Origin of the sequence: Brevundimonas sp. MYb52, from assembly GCF_002979535.1 — a bacterium.
In the GTDB taxonomy this organism is placed as follows: Bacteria; Pseudomonadota; Alphaproteobacteria; order Caulobacterales; family Caulobacteraceae; genus Brevundimonas.
In genome coordinates, this window is sequence record NZ_PCPB01000004.1 from 175,297 (window position 1) to 192,639 (window position 17,343).

Genomic DNA, 17,343 nt, shown 5'->3' on the forward strand with positions numbered 1-17,343 from the left:
CAAGCGCGATCTCAGAGCGAGACCACGCCCGCCTGACCATCCTCGTCGGCCCAGGCGATGCGGGCCGCGCCCGAACTCATGGCCAGGGCGACGATGGGCGCGCCCTTGTCCTTCCTGATGAAGTCCAGCCCCTGCCCCGCCGGATCGGCCCACCAGACGCGGCCGTCCTCCAGTCCCGCGGCCAGACGACCGTGGGCGGGCGCGGAGGCGACATGGGCGATCAGGGTGCTTTCATCGAAGCCGATCTCGGTCGCCTCGCGCCCCATCGGACCATTGGCGCCGATGAACGGCCACAGCACCACGCCCTGAGCGCCGGCGGTGGCCAGCAGTTGCCCCTTGGCCAGGAATGCGAAGCTCTTGATCTTGGACGGATAGCCGCCCATCCGCATGTTCTTCTGATCCTTCAGACGCCAGCCGTGCATCTGGTTGTCCTGCATGGCGGTGACGACGAAGGCGCCGTCGGGCGAGAAGGAAACCGCCAGGTGCGAGCCCGCCCAGGCCAGCTTGACCGGCTGCTGCTGCTCGATGCGCGCATACCACAGCCAGGCCCCGCCATAGGTCGAGGTCGCGATGCGGCGGCCCTTGGGATCAAAGGCCACGCCCGACACGGTGCGCTCGTGCTGGAAGTCGCGGCGGAAGGCCACGTCCTTGCTGTCGATCACCGACAGGGTGCGCCCCGCCGAAAAGGCGATCAGGCCGGTTTCCGACGAAGCGTCGATGGAGTCGATCCATTGCCCTTTGGCCGTGGCCAGGACGACGCTCTCGCCCTCACGGCTCCACACCACCTTGCCGTCGTCGCCGCCGGTGACGACGCCTTCGCCCGAGGGGTGGACGCAGGCGCACAGGATGGCGCCGTCATGGACCTCGCTGCGGGCGCCGTTTTCGAAGCGTACCGAACCATCGCCCAGGGCGAAGATGGCGCCCGTCTTGTCGAACAGGGCGGCTGTGACCTGGGCGTCGAAGGAGAAGGTCGGCATGTCGGCTCACGCAAGGCAGAAAAAGTCAGACGCGCCTCATAGCCTCCTGCGTCGCGTCTGTCGCCCGCCCGGCTTATAGAGAGTCATGACCCTGCTGCTCATCCCCGGCTTCATGGCCGACGCCACCCTGTGGGACGCCATGACCGACGACCTGGCCCCGTTCGGACCGCTGGTCGCCACTGACCTCAGCCGGGGCGAGGACATCGAGAGCATGGCCGCCGCCATCCTGTCCGATGCGCCCGACCGCTTTGTCGCCGTCGGCTTTTCCATGGGCGGCTATGTGGCGCGCGAGCTAGCGCGCATGGCGCCCGAGCGGGTCGCAGGCCTGATCCTGATCGCCACCTCGGCGCGCGGCGACACCGAGGAACTGATCCGCCAGCGCCGCTCGGCCCTGAAGGCCGCGCCCAGGGCGTTCAAGGGCCTGAGCCGTCCGGCCATCGTCTCGTCCCTGCATCCTGACCGGGCCGGAGATGAGGCCATGATCGCCCGCGTGCGCGACATGGGCTTGCGGCTGGGGGGCGAGGTCTTCCACCGCCAATCGGCGCTGGCGCGGGCGGGCGACCTCGATCGGCTGGGCGAAATCCATCAACCGACCCTGATCGTGACGGCGGACGCCGACCGCCTGCGCGGCCCCGACGAGGCCGAGGAACTGCACCAAGGGATCACCGGCTCGGCCCTGGCCCACGTCGCCCACAGCGGCCACATGATCCCGCTGGAACAGCCGCAGTCCCTGGCGAAGGTGATGACGGACTGGCTCGCCGAACAGCCTACACTCTAGCCGCCTCTCCTCGCCCCCTCACGCCGTCATCCCCGCGAAAGCGGGGACCCAGACGTCAGATGCGCCCTCAGTAGTCTGCGTTCAGAGAGACGACGCAGCCCTTCCTTACCGCCTGGGTCCCCGCTTTCGCGGGGATGACGGCAGCTAAAAAGGTCGGGCGCGACGGTGAGACGGCTGGTCTCAGCCCTTATGCGTCTCGACCCAGCGCTGGGTCATCAGCGCGCCCGAGGCGTAGGCCTCCTGCAATTCCACGCTCCAGTAGTTGAGCATGTCCAGCGGGATCACCACACCCGAGACGGCGCAGACGACATGGTCCCCGCCCTTGATGATCTCGAACTCGGGCGTGCCGTAGATCAGCTTGGCCTCGACCCGGGCTCTGGGCGGCGGGTTCATGCCGCGCAGGCCTCGAACCCGGCCTTCAGTTCGGCCTCGTTCAGGTCGCGGCCGATGAAGACGGCGCGGCTCCAACGGCGTTCCTTGTCGCCCCAGGGCTTCTGCAGGTCGCCTTCCAGGATCATGTGCACGGCCTGGAAGACCAGGCGGCGGTCCTCGCCGTCCACGTCGATGATGCCCTTGGCCCGCAGGATGTTCTGCCCCTGCTCGCCCAGGAGCTTGTCCAGCCAGGCGGTGAACTTGGCGCCGTTCAGCGGACGGTCCAGCGTCAGGGAGATGCCCTTGATGTCGTCGTTGTGGGCGTGGCCGCGCGCGCCATGCTCATGGCCGTGGTCATGCCCATGATCGTGGTGATCATGGCCGCAGTGCTCGTCGTGCACGTGGTCATGGTCGTGCCCATGGTCGCCATGATCGTGGCCGCAGTCGGCGTCGTGGACATGGCCCTCGGCGCCGTGGGGCGGATTCACGAAGTCGGGACGCACCTCGACGATGCGCTCCAGATCAAAGCCGTGCAGACCCAGGATCTGATCCAGCGGCACATTGGCGCGCTCGGCGCGAATGATGGGGGCCAGAGGGTTCAGGGCGCGCAGACGGCTCTCGACCACGGCCAGTTCGTCCTCCGAGGCCAGATCGACCTTGTTCAGGATGATGCGGTCGGCAAACGCCACCTGCTCGCGGGCTTCCTTACTGTCATCCAGACGCGCCATGACATGCTTGGCGTCGACCAGGGCGGTGACGCTATCCAGCTGGGTCTTGGCCTTGACCTCGTCGTCGACGAAGAAGGTCTGGGCCACCGGGCCGGGGTCGGCCAGACCAGTCGTCTCGACGATGATGGCGTCGAAGGCGGGCTTGCCCGGACGCTGGCGCTTCATCAGGCCCGAAACAACGCGGATCAGGTCGCCGCGCACCGTGCAGCAGACGCAGCCGTTATTCATCTCGAACACATCCTCGTCGGCGCCGACCACCAGGTCGTTGTCGATGCCGATCTCGCCGAACTCATTGACGATGACGGCGTAACGCTTGCCGTGATCCTCGGTGAGGATGCGGTTCAACAGGGTGGTCTTGCCGGCGCCGAGGTAGCCGGTGAGGACGGTGACGGGAGTCTTCTGGGTCATGGTCGGCTAGATGGCGGCTAGAGGGCCGGAAGGGAAGAGGCGCTGACTGCTTAACAGGCCGGACAGTCCGGCAGGGCGCCGCTTTCCAGCTGGAAGGTGGTGTGGCTGACGCCAAAGCGGCCGCGGGCCACGGCCTGCGCCTCGATCAGAAGGGCGTCAGCGTCGGGCCGGTCGTGAACCAGATGCGCTGTCAGCGCCGTGTCCGTGGTCGACAGGCCCCAGATGTGCAGGTCATGCACGGCGCTGACGCCGGGCAGAGCCAGAAACGCCTCGCGGACCTCGGCCACCTCGACCCCGTTGGGGGCGGCGTCCAAGGCCAGATTGACCGAGTCCTTCAACAGGCTCCAGGTCCCGATCATGATGACGACGACGATGCCCAGACTGACCAGGGCGTCGATCACGGCCCAACCCGTCAGCAGGATGACGGCGCCCGCCACGACCACGCCCAGAGACACCGCCGCATCGGCCATCATGTGCAGATAGGCCCCGCGCACGTTCAGGTCCTTGTGTTGGTCCTTCATGAACAGCAGGGCCGTGCCCAGGTTGATGAAGAAGCCGATGCCCGCGACGATCATGATGACGCCGGACGCCACCGGGGCCGGCTCGGCCAGGCGGCGAATGGCCTCGAAGGCAATGGCTCCGCAGGCGAAGATCAGCAGCAGGGCATTGCCCAGGGCGGCCAAAACGGTGGCCTTGCCATAGCCATAGGTGCGCTTAGGGCCCGCCGCGCGTCGGGCCAGCCAGGCCGCGCCCCCCGCCATGGCCAGACCCAGGACGTCAAACAGGTTGTGCCCGGCATCAGCCATCAGGGCGGTCGAATCGGCCCAAAGTCCGGCGCCGAACTCGCAGGCCACGAAGGCCAGGTTGACGATCAGGCCAACGGCGTAGCGCCAGTCGCCGGTGTCCACCGGCCCATGATGATGTCCGCCGATGCCGTGAGAATGGCCGTGGTCATGCCCGTGCCCGTGGCTGTGGCCATGCGAATGACCATGCCCCGCATGCGAGTGGTCGTCATGGTCGTGTGCGTGATCGTGCGCCATCCCGTCCCCTCTAGGCCCGCCCGCCGCGCCGCGTCAACGACAACGAACATAAGTCATTGAATGTAAATATATAACCTATCAGCGCATCAATGCTGATGAGTCATCACCAGGAAGCCGATCACGATCAGGGCGACGCCCAGAATGGCCCCTTCATAACGCGCCCACCGCTCCAGCCGCAGGATGGAGTAGCCGGCGCTGGCGAGCGCCGCCAGCAGGGTCATGCCCAGCACCGTCCCCGCCGCAAAGGCGACGGTCAGCAGGGCCAGGGCCATCACGCCCTCGGTCGCCGACGACAGATAGATGGGCAGCAGGACCTCGCCCGGCGTCACCGCCATCATTAGCACCAGGCCCCAGAAGGCGGCGCGATCCGACACGGCCGGCTCAGGCGTCTCGGCCTCCGGCCCTGTCGCCGTGATCGGCTTCTGCAGTGAAGCCCGCGCCAGATAGAAGGCGCCGAATATAAAGAGCAAGGCTGCTGACAGGTGCGGCAGCAGCCCCCCGATCCAGGCGTTCAACGCCAGCCCCGCCGCCACGATCAGCGACCCGACCAGGGCCGTCGAGGCGATGTGAGCCAGACCGGCCGTCACCGCCACCGTCATAACCCGCATCAGACTCCACCGCTGCGCCCGCCCGACCAGGACAAAGGGCAGCCAATGGGTCGGCAGGGCCGCATGCAGGAAAGCGGCGACGAAACCCCCGCCCAGAAGCGAAATCAGAACAGGCTGCTGGAGATCGGGCGGCGACATTCCGGTCGCTATATCGTGTTACTTTGTAACAGTCGATACCTTTTCGCTACTGATAAAGGCTGGCCCGGTCCAGCGGCAGACCCGACGCTCCGGCCCGCCGCTTCTGAGCCACGGTCTGATAGACCTGCACGGCGCCCCGCTCGAACCCCTTGGCGAACAGGGCGAAATAGATGAGCCACAGCCGCGTGCGCGCCTCACCGGCCGATCGATAGGCCTCGTCGCGGCGCTCATAGAGACGCCGCGTCCATTCGCGCAGCGTCAGCTCGAAGTGTTCGCGCATGTCTTCAACGTCCAGAGTCTCGAAGCCCAGCCGCCCCAGGTTGGTGACGGTCATGCCGATGGTGTCCAGTTCCCCGCCAGGGAAGATAAAGCGGGTGATGACCTTGGTGGTCGGCGTGGGTCGCAGTTCGCCCTTGCCGCCGCGTCGCACCGACGCCTGATGGAAATAGAGGCCGCCGGGCTTCAGCAGGCGACGCATCTGCAGGAAGTGCCGTTCGTGGTTGGCGAAACCGGCGTGCTCGAACATCTCGACCTGGGCGATGGCGTCATAGGCCTCGGCCCCCTCGACCTCGCGATAATCCTTCAACTCCAGGGTCACCCTGTCCGACAGGCCCAGCCGCTCGACTTTGGCGCGCGCGAAATCGAGCTGCGCCTGGCTGAGGGTCACGCCATGAACATGGACGCCGTAATTGCCGGCCGCCCAGCAGGCCAGTCCGCCCCAGCCGCAGCCGACGTCGAGCATGCGTTGGCCAGGCTTCAGCCGCAGCTTGCGGCAGATGCGATCCAGCTTCTCCTGCTGGGCCGCCTCCAGCGTCGCATCGTGAGCGGTGAAGTAGGCGCTGGAATAGACCATCTCCGGGTCGAGGAAGAGGCCGTAGAAGTCGTTACCGACATCATAGTGGAACTGGATGAAGTCCTGGTCGCGCCGCCCGCTGCGATCACGCCCCACCCCGTCGTCGCCCGTGGCGTCCCAGGCCGGCAGGGCGTCGCCTTCGGCCTCGCCTCGCCCCAGCAGGAAGGGTAAGGCCTCGCGCGCAACCAGCCAGCGGTCCAGCGACCGCTTCAGATGCACCGCCCGTCCATGGTCCCAGCGATCGGCCGCCTCCAGCGGGCTGCCGCCCTCGACCTTCAGATCCCCCGAGGCGAAAAGCTCGAACAGGGTCATCAGACCGGGCTTGAGAATCAGCCGTCGCACGGCGCCCGGCCGCGCCACCACGATCTGGATGTCATCGCGCGCCCCCGGCCCCAGCGGCAGGACCTCCCCGGTCCACAGACGTAGAGATAGGTCGGCCTTGAGGTGCTCTGCGATATGGCTGACAATACGCCGCGCGGCGACGACGCGCCGGTCTGTGGTCTGGTTCATATCAAGCCCCTCCGAACAGGGTTCGCAAATTGCACAGGCGGCGACGCGGGGCCAGCCCGGCCGAACCATTCAGCCGCCGCGCGGGCTTTTGCGCCCTTTCGCGTTGACTCTGGCTCCCCCTTCCGTATATGTCGCCGCTCTTCGCCCGCAGGGTTTCCTGACGGGCGCATTCTTTTTTGCGTTCACGCTGAGGCTTCCAAATGTACGCGGTGATCAAGACCGGCGGAAAGCAGTACCGGGTTCAACCGGGCGATGTGATTGTTGTCGAGAAACTCGACGGCGACGCTGGCGCTGCCGTCAATTTCGGTGAAGTCCTCATGCTGGGCGGCGACAAGGGTGTTACGGTCGGCGCTCCGCTGATCGACGGTGCGGCGGTTGCTGCAACCCTGGTCGAAACCCGCAAGGGCGAGAAGATCAAGATCTTCAAGAAGACCCGTCGTCAGGGCTATCGCCGCACGAACGGCCATCGCCAGATGGAAACCGTCCTGCGCATCACCGGCATCGAAGGCGCCGGCGAGAAGGCCAAATGGGACGGCACGGTCGATCTGATGACCAAGGCTGAAATCAACGCTCGCGCCCGCGGCCTCGCCCCGCGCGTTGAAGCTGTTGAAGCCGAGGCCCCCAAGGCCAAGAAGGCTCCCGCCAAGAAAGCCGCCAAGGCTGAAGGCGCCGAAGCCTAAGACATTCACCGGCGCCCGTTCGCGGCGCCAGCCAAGACGTAAGGTCGCGCTCAAGTAGCCCTCAGGGGCGATAGCGCACCTAAGGAAGAGGAGCAGCAAGATGGCTCACAAGAAATCCGGTGGTTCGTCGCGTAACGGTCGCGACTCCCATTCCAAGCGCCTTGGCGTGAAGAAGTACGGCGGCGAGAAGGTTCTGGCCGGCAACATCCTCGTGCGTCAGCGCGGCACCACCTTCCACCCCGGTGAGAACGTCGGCCTCGGCCGCGACCACACCCTGTTCGCCACCGCGACCGGCGCTGTGAAATTCACCACCAAACGTGGCGGCCGTTGTTACGTGTCGATTCTCGCGGCCAACGACGACGCTCAGGCTATGGCCGCCGAGTAACGCGAACTGGACAAAATCCGGGATCGCGTTGCTCAAGAAGCCGCGATCCGGACCAGGGAAATTTTCCGCGGGGAGTCTGGATCACCAGGCTCCCCGTTTGCGTTTCCCCGCCTCGCTGACCGCCCGAGCCCTGATGAACAAGGACGGCGGTCGCACCAAAGGGGCGTGACCCATGTGCGTGATTGAAACCTCTCCCGTCGTCGAAACCCGGCGTCTCATCCTGCGTGCGCCCGGCGCCCAGGACGTGACCCGCATCGCCGCTATGGCCAACGACCGCGACATCGCGCGCATGACCAAGCGCATGCCCCACCCCTTTCAGGTGGAGGACGCCGAGGACTTCGTCCTGCACGTCGCGGCTCAGGACCCGAAGCGGGCCAATACCTTCGTCATCGAGCATGAGGACCTGGGACCGGTCGGCGTCATCGGCCTGTTCGAGGGCGAGGACGCCGTGCCCGAGGCCGGCTACTGGATCGGCCGCGACTTCTGGGGCCGGGGCTTCGCCACGGAAGCCCTGGAAGGCGCTCTGGTCTGGGCCTCCAAGCGGTGGAAGCGCCGCGCCCTTGTGGCCGGCCACTTCGCCGACAACCCCGCCTCGGGCCGCGTGCTGGAGAAGGCGGGCTTCCTCTATACGGGCGAGACCCGCCCGGCCTTCAGCCAGGCGCGCGGAGCCATCGCCGACACCCGGATGATGGTCTGGCTGGCCTGATAGAACGCTGATTTCGCGGGAAAATCGGTCAACAGTGCAGTTTTTTCGGAGATCGGGAAAAAGCCTGTTGACCGGCCGAAAGGTCCCCCCTATTAGATCGCTCCTCGGCGGGGCGACCCACCGGGCCCAGATGGCGGAATTGGTAGACGCGCTGGCTTCAGGTGCCAGTGACTTAACGGTCGTGGAGGTTCGAGTCCTCTTCTGGGCACCATATTCTCAAACGGCGTCGCATCCCAACGGATGCGGCGCCGTTTGTCATTTCAGCCCTCCCCTTTATCTCTCGGCGAAAGCAAAGGTTGGCCCTGCGTCCTAGCGATAGCGCGCGGTTCGTCTATGTTGTCGCCTTGAACGCCCACCCGAGTTTCCAAGCATGACCGTTTACCTGCACGAAGGCGACCTGCCCGACGGCCTCGACCTCGGCCCCGAGGTCGCGATCGATTCCGAAACCATGGGCCTGCGCTTCCGTCGCGACCCGCTGTGCGTGGTGCAACTGTCCTCGGGCAACGGCGACGCCCATGTCGTGCGCATGAACCGGCCTGACTATGACTGCCCGAACCTGAAGGCTCTGCTGGCGGACCCCAAGGTGCTGAAGCTGTTTCACTTCGGCCGCTTCGACATCGGCATGTTCGACCTGCACCTCGGCGTCGAGACCCGCCCAGTCTATTGCACCAAGATCGCCTCCAAGCTGGCCCGCACCTATACCGACCGTCACGGCCTGAAGGACGTGGCGCGCGAACTGGCCGGCGTCGACATGTCCAAGGCCCAGCAGAGCTCGGACTGGGGCTCCCCGGTCCTGTCGCAGGCCCAGTTGGACTACGCCGCCTCGGACGTCCTCTATCTGCACGCCATCAAGGCCAAGCTGGACCTCATGCTGGAGCGCGAAGGCCGCGCCGAGCTGGCCCGCGCCTGCTTTGACTTCCTGCCCACCCGTTCGCGTCTTGACCTGGCTGGTTGGGACGAGATCGACATCTTCGCCCACGCCTGAGGATCAAATGAGCGACCGCGACGCCCAGGAAGCGCGCAAGCGGGCCGACGAGGCCCGGGTCGCCCAGGCGGGCGAGCGCTGGCGCGCGCGCTCGCGCCGGGTCAAGCTTTACCGTCGCATCCTGCCGATCGTCATCCTGACGCTGGCCGGCGGGGCCCTGACCTGGACCGTGTTCCGCACTGTGATGTCCGGCGTCGAGCGCAAGGCCAGCGAAAGCCGCGAGATCCGCCTCGACAACCCCATGTTCCACGGCCAGGACGCGCAGGGTCGCTCCTTCGTCGTCGGGGCCAAGGGCGCGATCCGCGACCCGGCCACAGGCCATTTCCGTCTGGTCGGTCCGCTGCTGAAGCTGAACCTCGGCGGGCGCAAGGTGACGGAACTGACCGCCGACGGCGGCACCTATATCGAAACCAGCCGCAAGGTGGTGATCGGGCCCAATGTGAAAATTTCGGACGGCGGCTCCGGCTTCGTCCTGACCACGCCGGAAGCCGTGGTCGACACCAACACCGGCGTGGTGACGGGCGACAAGGGCGTCCAGGGGCAAGGGCCTCTTGGAACCATCAATGCTTCGTCCTATGCCATCTATGACCAGGGCCAACGGGTCGTCTTCAGCGGCCAGGGCGACAACAAGATGAGCGGGACCATCAACCCCGCGGGATCCGGCAGATGACCATGTCCAAGTCGAACACCATGATCGCAGGCGCCGCCCTGCTGCTCGCCCTGACGGTCCCCGCGACCTCGGGCGCCCAAAGCGCTCGCGCCGACGCCTCCAAGCAGCCGGTCCAGTATGGCGCCGACGGCGGCGAATACACGCCCAACGGCTTCTCCCTGCGCGGCCGGGCCGAGCTGACGCAAGGCGGCAACCGCCTGCGCGCCGACTCCATCACCGGGGTCACAGCCAATGGCGACCTGAGCCGGGTCGAGGCGACGGGCAATGTCTACTTCGTCACCCCGGACCAGAGCATGCGCGGCGACCGGGCCGTCTATACCCTGAACAACGCCGAGGTGGTTGTGACCGGCGATGTCATCCTGACCCAGGGCAAGAACGTCCTGACCGGCAACCGCCTCGTCTATAACGTCCGCACCGAGAGCGCCCGCATGGAAGGCGGGAACGGCCGCGTCCAGGGCGTCTTCTATCCGCAAGGGAACTGACCCCGCTTGGCGCGCAAGGAACTCTCAGCCCTGAACCTCGATCAGGCGGCCGCTGACGACGCGCCCGTCATGGAAGAAGCGCGCCAGACCGGCCTGCGCGTCGAGCATATCGCCCGCAGCTTCGGCCAGCGTCAGGTGGTGCGCGATGTCTCGCTAACGGTTCAGCGCGGCGAGGTTTGCGGCCTGCTGGGCCCTAACGGCGCGGGCAAGACCACCTGCTTCTACATGATCACCGGCCTGATTCCGGCTGACAGCGGTTCGATCTGGCTGGACGGCCAGGACATCACCCAGCAGCCCATGTATCAGCGCGCCCGCATGGGCCTGGGCTATCTGGCGCAGGAAGCCTCCATCTTCCGCGGCATGACGGTCGAGCAAAACATCAAGGCCGTGGTCGAACTGCGCGAAAAAACCGCCGCCGGCGTGCGTGAGGAAACCAGCCGCTTGCTGGAAGAACTGCGCATCGACCACCTGCGCCACGCCCCGGCTACCGGACTGTCGGGCGGCGAGCGACGTCGCGTCGAGATCGCCCGCGCCCTGGCGGCCCGCCCCAGCTTCATGCTGCTGGACGAACCCTTCGCCGGCATCGACCCGCTGGCCATCGCCGACATCCGTCACGTGATCCGCTACCTGTCTAGCCAGGGCATTGGCGTCCTGATTACCGACCACAATGTGCGCGAGACCCTGGACATCATCGACCGCGTCTCGATCATCTCGGCCGGGTCGGTCCTGTTCGAAGGCACCGCCGACGAGGCTGTCCATGACGCCGAGGTGCGCCGCGTCTATCTGGGCGAAATGTACGCCTGACGCACATCCCCTCGCCCGCCGAACCATCCGTTCGCCAGACGTTAAGGTCTCTGCCGCACGATCCCAGCAAGAACCGGGCCAAGTGCGTCCGGGGGAGGGACTAGAGCGCCGTGATCGGTCAGAGGCTGGAGGTCAGACAGGGACAGGGGCTGGTCATCACGCCCCAACTGCAGCAGGCGATCAAGCTGCTGCAACTGTCGAATCTCGAGCTGGAAGCCTTCATCGAGGGCGAGTTGGAACGGAACCCCCTGCTGCAACGCGACGAGGGTGAAACCGGCGGCGAGGCCAGCAACGAGCCCGTCGAGGCCGCCGCCTCCAGCGAAGCCAGCGAGTTGCAGTTCACCGAGCCCTCGGGCGAGGCCGAACAGGCCATGGATGCGCGCACCGAGGATCTCTACGACGACGCCCCCGGCGAACGTGACGCAGACCGCAAGCGCGACGCGGGCGAAGCGGGCGAACAGCCCGGCCTGTCCGACTGGTCCCGCGCCGGTAGCGGCGGCGGCATGGACAACGAGGGCATGGAGCGGCCTGACACGCGTGACCTGACTCTGTGGGAGCATCTGCAGGCCCAGGCCTCGGCCGCCGGCTTCACGCCCGCCGACCACGCCATCGCCTTGACCCTGATCGACGCGACCGACGAGGGCGGCTATCTGCGCGGCGAATTGCAGGAGATCGCTGATCGCCTGGGCGTAGACCTGGAACGGATCGAGGCGGTCCTGACCGTCTGCCACGGCTTCGAGCCGACCGGCGTCATGGCCCGTTCGGCGCCCGAGTGCCTGAAACTACAGCTGATCGAGCGCAACCGCTTCGATCCGGCGATGGAAGCCTTGCTGGACAACCTGGAACTGCTGGCGCGGCGCGACCTGGCGGCCCTGCGCAAGGTCTGCGGCGTCGATGCCGAGGACCTGGCCGAGATGATCGCTGAGCTGAAGGGCCTGACGCCGCGCCCCGGCGCCGGCTTTGGCGGCGAGCCGGCCCAGACGGTCGTGCCCGACGTCCACGTCCGCCCCGACCCCGCCGGCGGCTGGCGGGTTGAACTGAACAGCGACACCCTGCCCCGCCTGCTGATGGACAAGCGCTACCACGGCGTGGTTTCAGCGGGCGCCCGCTCCGAAACCGAAAAGGCCTTCGTCGCCGATTGCGCGGCCCAGGCCAGTTGGCTGGTCAAATCCCTGGATCAGCGCGCCAAGACCATCCTCAAGGTCGGCTCCGAAATCGTGCGCCAGCAGGACGCCTTCCTGGCCTTCGGCGTCGAGTTCCTGCGCCCGCTGAACCTGAAGACCGTGGCCGACGCCATCGGCATGCACGAATCAACGGTCAGCCGCGTCACCTCGAACAAGTATGTCTCGACCCCGCGCGGCGTTTTCGAGCTGAAATTCTTCTTCACCGCCGCCATCCAGTCGTCCGACGGCGGGGCGCTTCACTCGGCCGAAGCCGTCCGTCACAGGATCAAGACCATGATCGACGGGGAAGCTGCCGACGGCGATGTCCTCAGCGATGACCGGATCGTCGAAATCCTCAATGAAACCGGCATCGACATCGCCCGGCGTACCGTGGCGAAATACCGAGAAGCCCTTAGAATTCCGTCATCTGTCCAGCGTCGGCGGTTGATGAAGGCTGGCTGATCACGCTGCGGCGAAGCGTCACCACAAATCGGTGATCGGCGTTGACACCAAACCCTTCCCGTCGCGTTCTATGCCTATGCAGATCCAAGTCAGCGGCAAGCAAGTGGATGTCGGCGAAGCGCTAAGCTCGCGCATCTCCCAGGAACTCGAAGAGGGAGTCGGCAAGTATTTCGCCCGCGGCGGCGAAAACGCCGAGGTCGTGGTGTCCAAGGACCGCCACGGCTTCCGCGTCGATTGCTGGGTTCGCCTGGCCTCCGGCCAGAGCCTGGTGACCACGGGTTTCGGCGGCGACGCCCATGCCGGCTTTTCGGACAGCCTGGACAAGCTCGAGAAGCGCGTGCGCCGCTACAAGCGTCGCCTGAAAGATCACCATATCGGTCCCAAGGGCCTGTCGCCCGAGAAGACCGAGAACGCGGCCCGCGAGGTCGCCGCCCTGACCGTCTTCCGCAACCCCGACACGGTCGAGGACGACGCCTTCGGCGACGCCGGGGCGCCCGATGAACCGCCGCCCGTCGGCATGGTCATCGCTGAAACCGAATCGGAGATCCGCACCATCACCGTCGGTCGCGCCGTGCTGGAACTCGACATGACCGGCTATCCGATCGTCATGTTCCGCAACGCAGCGCACGGGGGTCTGTCGGTCGTCTATCGGCGGCCAGACGGCAATGTCGGCTGGATCGATCCGGAGCGGACGCTCAAAGCAAAAAACGGCTCGGGGTCGTAAGGCTTCCACGCGGAGGGTGAAGGCGCTAAAGACGCCTCGCCCTTCCGCAATGTCGGGTTCGAGTTTTCGGGGTCATTATGGACATCGCTGATTTGCTGTCGTCGGGCGGGATCGTCCTGCGGGGCGGCGTGTCATCCAAGCGTCAGGCGCTGCACACCGTGGCCGAGGCCGCATCCGTGGCCCTGGGCATAGATGAGGATCGGGCGCTGGAAGCCCTGCTGGAGCGTGAAGCCCTGGGCTCGACGGGCCTCGGTTCGGGCGTCGCCGTTCCGCACGCCCGCATCAAGGGCCTGGACCGCGTCTGCGCCGTCTTCGTACGGCTGGAGACGCCGGTGGCCTATGAGTCTCTGGACGACCGGCCCGTGGACCTGCTGTTCGCCCTGTTCGCGCCGCTGAACGCCGGCGCCGAGCACCTGCGGGCCCTGGCGGCGGTCTCGCGCGCCATGCGTTCGCCGGAACTGCGCGAGCATCTGCGTCAGGCGCGCACCATCGACGCCGTGCGCGCCCTCTTCGTCAAGGACGTGCCTGTCGCCGCCGCCTGACCCTTGTCGGCTCGCGCTTGCCGGCCGTCATCGCCTACTGCGCTCAACGAGGCCGAAGGGCCGATAGCGCCCAAACTAGTGGACGGATACGGGCTCCAACTCATGCGCGGCCGCGGCGGCGAAGGCCGTCTCGCGGTCCAGCATGACCGCCAGGCGTTCGCCGTCGGCGCCGTGAACGGCGTAGAGAACCTGGTCGGGATCGAGATCGACGCCGGGGCCGACCTCGACATGGGCGTCTTCCATCAGGTCCGAAGCGCGGATGGCGCGCACGTAAACCAGGTCAGGCGCGCCCAGGCCTGCAAATTCCGTCTTGTTCATCATCGGCGTCATAAGACCGCCTCCTTACGCTTGACTGAACGCCCGGCCCGCCGGACGGTTCGACGGCTGATTTCAGCCCGTCGTGATGGGAATGCGTCGGATCTGGCGCTCCTGCTCGGGTCGGACCAGATCGACGTGCAGCAGGCCATGCTCCAGCCTGGCCTCAGCCACCTCGAGCCCGTCGGCCAGGACGAAGCTGCGGACGAAGCCGCGCGCCGCGATGCCGCGATGCAGGAAAGCCTGCTCGCCCTTGCCGGCGTCGTCGCGCTTGCCCGCAATCGTCAACTGGCGGCCTTCCAGGGTGATGGCCAACTCCTCGGGCGCGAACCCTGCCACAGCCAGGCTGATGCGCACCGCCGCCTCGCCGACCTGTTCGACATTATAGGGGGGATAGCTCTCGGCCGCCGCCTTGGCCGCACGATCGATCAGGGCGCGGGTATGGTCGAAGCCCAGCAGGAAGGGGCTGTCGAACAGGATGGTGCGTGTGGTCATCGGTCCTCGCAAACAAGCGACCCGACCGTCCACGCCCCCCCTGCAGCGGCAAGGGCGTGCGGCCGTTTGCAACAAATGGTTATGGGCGGCGGCATGGTCAACCGTGCGGCTAGGCCTCGCCGCTGTTCACGTGACATACAGGTTGGAACCTTCACTGTAGGGCCACGTTTTTCGGCCTGACCTCTACTTCAAAAGGACATCCCATGCGCGCCAAGCTCCTCGTCGCCAGCGTCAGCATCGCCGCCATGCTCGGCGCAGCCGCCTGCACCACGACCGATCCCTACAGCTCGACCCCCAATCGCAACAACACCGGCACGGGCGCGATCGCCGGCGCCCTGGGCGGCGCCCTGCTGGGTTACCTGACCAACACCTCGAACGGCGAACAGGGCCGCAAGAACGCACTGATCGGCGCGGGCATCGGCGCCCTGGCGGGCGCAGGCGTCGGTCAGTACATGGACCGTCAACAGCGCGCCCTCGAAGCCGAGTTGTCCGGCACCGGCGTCGGCGTGGCCCGTCAGGGCGACACCCTGGTGCTGCGCATGCCGTCCGACGTGACCTTCGCCACCAACCAGTCGAGCCTCGACAGCCGCTTCCTGCCGGTGCTGGACGACGTGGCCCGCGTGCTGAACGAGTATGATCGTTCGATGGTCGACGTCATCGGCCACACCGATTCCTCGGGCGGCGACGCGATCAACCAACCCCTGTCGGAGCGCCGCGCTTCGTCGGTCGCCTCCTACCTGATGGACCACGGCGTGATCCGCGAGCGCCTCTATGTCGCCGGCAACAGCGCGCGTAACCCGATCGCCGACAACACCACGGTCGACGGCAAGGCCAAGAACCGCCGCGTCGAGATCCTGATCCGTCCGTTCACGGGCTGATCCAGCGGCTATAGCCGTTGAAACGACAAAGGGCGGCGCTCGCGAGCGCCGCCCTTTTTTGTTGAACTAAAAGCCTAGCGAGTACTCTCCGGCCGACCGATCGAGCTGTAGCGGAAACCGCGCGCCTTCATGTCTTCAGGGCGATAGACGTTGCGCAGATCGACCATGACCGGCTGCTTGAGCAGCAACTTGACCCGATCCAGATCCAAGGCCCGGAACTGGTCCCACTCGGTCAGGATGACGACGACGTCGGCGCCCTCGACCGCATCATAGGGACCATCGCGGAAGATCACGCCGTCCAGCAACTTGGCCGCCTCGTGCATGCCCTCGGGATCAAAGGCTTGAACCGTCGCCCCCTTGGCGATCAGGGCCGGCGCGACGTCCAGCGACGGAGCGTCGCGCATGTCGTCGGTGTTCGGCTTGAAGGTGAGGCCCAGCAGGGCGACGGTCTTGCCCTTCAGGTCCGTTCCGCCCAAGGCGGCGACGACGCGATCGGCCATGGCCTTCTTGCGCGTGTCATTGACCTCGACCGTCGTCTCGATCAGGCGCAGCGGCGCCCCGGCGTCGGTGGCCGTACGCACCAGGGCCAGGGTGTCCTTCGGGAAGCACGAGCCGCCGTAGCCCGGCCCGGCGTGCAGGAATTTGGAGCCGATGCGGTTATCCAGACCAATGCCGCGCGCCACCTGCTGCACATCAGCGCCGAGGCTTTCACACAGGTCCGCGACCTCATTGATGAAGGTGATCTTCAGCGCCAGGAAGGCGTTGGCGGCATACTTGGTCAGTTCCGAGGTGCGGCGGCCGGTGAACAGAATCGGCGTCTCGTTAAGGTTCAGCGGGCGATACAACTCCGCCATGATCGGGCGGGCGCGCTCGTCCTCGATGCCGACCACGACCCGGTCGGGGCGCTTGAAGTCGCCGATGGCGGCGCCTTCGCGCAGGAACTCGGGATTGGAGACCACGGCGAAGTCCGCGTCGGGGCGACGGGCGCGGATGATGCGCTCGATCTCGTCGCCCGTGCCGACGGGAACCGTCGACTTGGTGACGATGACCGTGAAGCCCTGGATCAGGTCGGCGATCTCTTCAGCCGCGGCATAGACGTAGGAGAGATCCGCGTGACCATCGCCGCGCCGCGAAGGGGTGCCCACGGCGATGAAGACCGCATCAGCCTCGCGAATGGCTGCCGCGCCGTCGAGAGCGAAGGACAGACGGCCGTCGCGGACGTTGGCGGCGACCAGATCTTCGAGCCCCGGCTCATAGATCGGCATCCGTCCAGCGTTCAATTGATCGATCTTGCCCGCATCCTTGTCGACGCAGGTCACGACATGGCCGAAGTCGGCGAAACAGGCCCCGGAAACAAGCCCGACATAGCCGGTGCCGATCATTGCGACGCGCATGCGGTCATCCTCTCAATACAGTTCAGTCGAAATAGCCTTGGAGCAGGTCTTTTTCCAGCCGACGACCATTTGCAGGCAAAGAAAAAGGGCGGCCGACCCGAATGGATCGACCGCCCTTGATCTTATCGACCTTCAAGATCATCGGGACCGGCGCGAACCGGTCCCTTTGAGTCTTAGAAGTTGATGTCGATGGTGGCGCGACGGTTGAGCGGCTCGCGCACGCCGTCAGCAGTGGCCTTGGCCAGG

22 protein-coding genes and 1 tRNA gene are annotated in these 17,343 nt (G+C 66.3%); 13 read left to right on the forward strand and 10 right to left on the reverse strand.

Annotation, left to right across the window (positions count from 1 at the left end; genetic code table 11):
- Positions 1-11: 11 nt before the first annotated feature.
- Positions 12-977 carry a WD40 repeat domain-containing protein gene (locus CQ039_RS07585; protein ID WP_105562586.1) on the reverse strand — a complete coding sequence of 322 codons (966 nt, stop codon included), beginning with the start codon at positions 975-977 and terminating at the stop codon, positions 12-14.
- Between the two features lie 85 nt (positions 978-1,062).
- On the opposite strand from CQ039_RS07585, the gene CQ039_RS07590 reads away from it, so the two are divergent.
- A complete protein-coding gene (locus tag CQ039_RS07590; protein WP_105562585.1) occupies positions 1,063-1,755 on the forward strand; it encodes an alpha/beta fold hydrolase in 693 nt (230 codons plus the stop codon).
- 180 nt (positions 1,756-1,935) lie between these two features.
- Here CQ039_RS07590 and CQ039_RS07595 read toward each other — a convergent pair whose 3' ends face one another.
- From CQ039_RS07595 to CQ039_RS07615, 5 genes are all read right to left on the reverse strand, one after another.
- Positions 1,936-2,148 carry a DUF2093 domain-containing protein gene (locus CQ039_RS07595; protein WP_105562584.1) on the reverse strand — a complete coding sequence of 71 codons (213 nt, stop codon included), beginning with the start codon at positions 2,146-2,148 and terminating at the stop codon, positions 1,936-1,938.
- Positions 2,145-3,263, reverse strand: a complete 1,119-nt coding sequence (locus CQ039_RS07600; RefSeq protein ID WP_105562583.1) for a GTP-binding protein — start codon at positions 3,261-3,263, stop codon at positions 2,145-2,147. The genes CQ039_RS07595 and CQ039_RS07600 overlap by 4 nt, the downstream gene beginning before the upstream one ends.
- Before the next feature lie 50 nt (positions 3,264-3,313).
- Positions 3,314-4,303 (reverse strand): cation diffusion facilitator family transporter, encoded by a 990-nt coding sequence (locus CQ039_RS07605; RefSeq protein ID WP_105562582.1) that lies wholly within the window; start codon positions 4,301-4,303, stop codon positions 3,314-3,316.
- A gap of 86 nt (positions 4,304-4,389) precedes the next feature.
- A complete protein-coding gene (locus CQ039_RS07610) occupies positions 4,390-5,049 on the reverse strand; it encodes a hypothetical protein (RefSeq protein ID WP_105562581.1) in 660 nt (219 codons plus the stop codon).
- Positions 5,050-5,095: 46 nt separating this feature from the next.
- Positions 5,096-6,412 (reverse strand): cyclopropane-fatty-acyl-phospholipid synthase family protein, encoded by a 1,317-nt coding sequence (locus CQ039_RS07615; protein ID WP_105562580.1) that lies wholly within the window; start codon positions 6,410-6,412, stop codon positions 5,096-5,098.
- Positions 6,413-6,612: 200 nt separating this feature from the next.
- Here CQ039_RS07615 and rplU point away from each other — a divergent pair, with 200 nt between their 5' ends.
- From rplU to CQ039_RS07670, 11 genes are all read left to right on the forward strand, one after another.
- Entirely contained in the window at positions 6,613-7,092 is a 480-nt protein-coding gene (gene rplU / locus CQ039_RS07620) for a 50S ribosomal protein L21 (RefSeq protein WP_105562579.1), read from the forward strand.
- 100 nt (positions 7,093-7,192) lie between these two features.
- Positions 7,193-7,477 carry a 50S ribosomal protein L27 gene (gene rpmA / locus CQ039_RS07625; protein ID WP_105562578.1) on the forward strand — a complete coding sequence of 95 codons (285 nt, stop codon included), beginning with the start codon at positions 7,193-7,195 and terminating at the stop codon, positions 7,475-7,477.
- A gap of 172 nt (positions 7,478-7,649) precedes the next feature.
- On the forward strand, positions 7,650-8,183 hold the full coding sequence (locus CQ039_RS07630) for a GNAT family N-acetyltransferase (protein WP_105562577.1): 534 nt from the start codon (positions 7,650-7,652) through the stop codon (positions 8,181-8,183).
- Between the two features lie 124 nt (positions 8,184-8,307).
- Positions 8,308-8,394, forward strand: a tRNA-Leu gene (locus CQ039_RS07635).
- A gap of 159 nt (positions 8,395-8,553) precedes the next feature.
- Positions 8,554-9,168, forward strand: coding sequence for a ribonuclease D (locus CQ039_RS07640; protein WP_105562576.1), 615 nt, complete (start codon positions 8,554-8,556; stop codon positions 9,166-9,168).
- Positions 9,169-9,175: 7 nt separating this feature from the next.
- On the forward strand, positions 9,176-9,838 hold the full coding sequence (gene lptC / locus CQ039_RS07645; RefSeq protein ID WP_105562575.1) for an LPS export ABC transporter periplasmic protein LptC: 663 nt from the start codon (positions 9,176-9,178) through the stop codon (positions 9,836-9,838).
- Complete coding sequence (locus CQ039_RS07650) at positions 9,835-10,320, forward strand: LptA/OstA family protein (protein ID WP_105562574.1); 486 nt, start codon at positions 9,835-9,837, stop codon at positions 10,318-10,320. The genes lptC and CQ039_RS07650 overlap by 4 nt, the downstream gene beginning before the upstream one ends.
- Positions 10,321-10,326: 6 nt before the next feature.
- On the forward strand, positions 10,327-11,124 hold the full coding sequence (gene lptB, locus CQ039_RS07655; protein WP_105562573.1) for an LPS export ABC transporter ATP-binding protein: 798 nt from the start codon (positions 10,327-10,329) through the stop codon (positions 11,122-11,124).
- Between the two features lie 110 nt (positions 11,125-11,234).
- Positions 11,235-12,749 carry an RNA polymerase factor sigma-54 gene (gene rpoN, locus CQ039_RS07660; RefSeq protein ID WP_105562572.1) on the forward strand — a complete coding sequence of 505 codons (1,515 nt, stop codon included), beginning with the start codon at positions 11,235-11,237 and terminating at the stop codon, positions 12,747-12,749.
- Between the two features lie 76 nt (positions 12,750-12,825).
- The gene (gene hpf, locus CQ039_RS07665; protein ID WP_105562571.1) at positions 12,826-13,473 is read left to right on the forward strand and encodes a ribosome hibernation-promoting factor, HPF/YfiA family; all 648 of its coding nucleotides are present in this window, start codon (positions 12,826-12,828) and stop codon (positions 13,471-13,473) included.
- Positions 13,474-13,550: 77 nt separating this feature from the next.
- Positions 13,551-14,015 carry a PTS sugar transporter subunit IIA gene (locus CQ039_RS07670; RefSeq protein WP_105562570.1) on the forward strand — a complete coding sequence of 155 codons (465 nt, stop codon included), beginning with the start codon at positions 13,551-13,553 and terminating at the stop codon, positions 14,013-14,015.
- A gap of 75 nt (positions 14,016-14,090) precedes the next feature.
- Here the strand turns inward: CQ039_RS07670 and CQ039_RS07675 are convergent, their stop codons facing one another.
- Positions 14,091-14,345: a DUF1150 family protein gene (locus CQ039_RS07675; protein ID WP_105562569.1), complete on the reverse strand. Its 255-nt coding sequence runs from the start codon at positions 14,343-14,345 to the stop codon at positions 14,091-14,093.
- Between the two features lie 60 nt (positions 14,346-14,405).
- On the reverse strand, positions 14,406-14,825 hold the full coding sequence (locus tag CQ039_RS07680) for an Hsp20 family protein (RefSeq protein WP_105562568.1): 420 nt from the start codon (positions 14,823-14,825) through the stop codon (positions 14,406-14,408).
- 203 nt (positions 14,826-15,028) lie between these two features.
- On the opposite strand from CQ039_RS07680, the gene CQ039_RS07685 reads away from it, so the two are divergent.
- Positions 15,029-15,703, forward strand: a complete 675-nt coding sequence (locus tag CQ039_RS07685) for an OmpA family protein (protein ID WP_105562567.1) — start codon at positions 15,029-15,031, stop codon at positions 15,701-15,703.
- A gap of 74 nt (positions 15,704-15,777) precedes the next feature.
- Here CQ039_RS07685 and CQ039_RS07690 read toward each other — a convergent pair whose 3' ends face one another.
- Positions 15,778-17,097, reverse strand: coding sequence for a UDP-glucose/GDP-mannose dehydrogenase family protein (locus tag CQ039_RS07690; protein WP_105562566.1), 1,320 nt, complete (start codon positions 17,095-17,097; stop codon positions 15,778-15,780).
- A gap of 22 nt (positions 17,098-17,119) precedes the next feature.
- Positions 17,120-17,343 (reverse strand): hypothetical protein (locus tag CQ039_RS16835; RefSeq protein ID WP_233192721.1); only part of this gene is annotated, 224 nt, incomplete at its 5' end.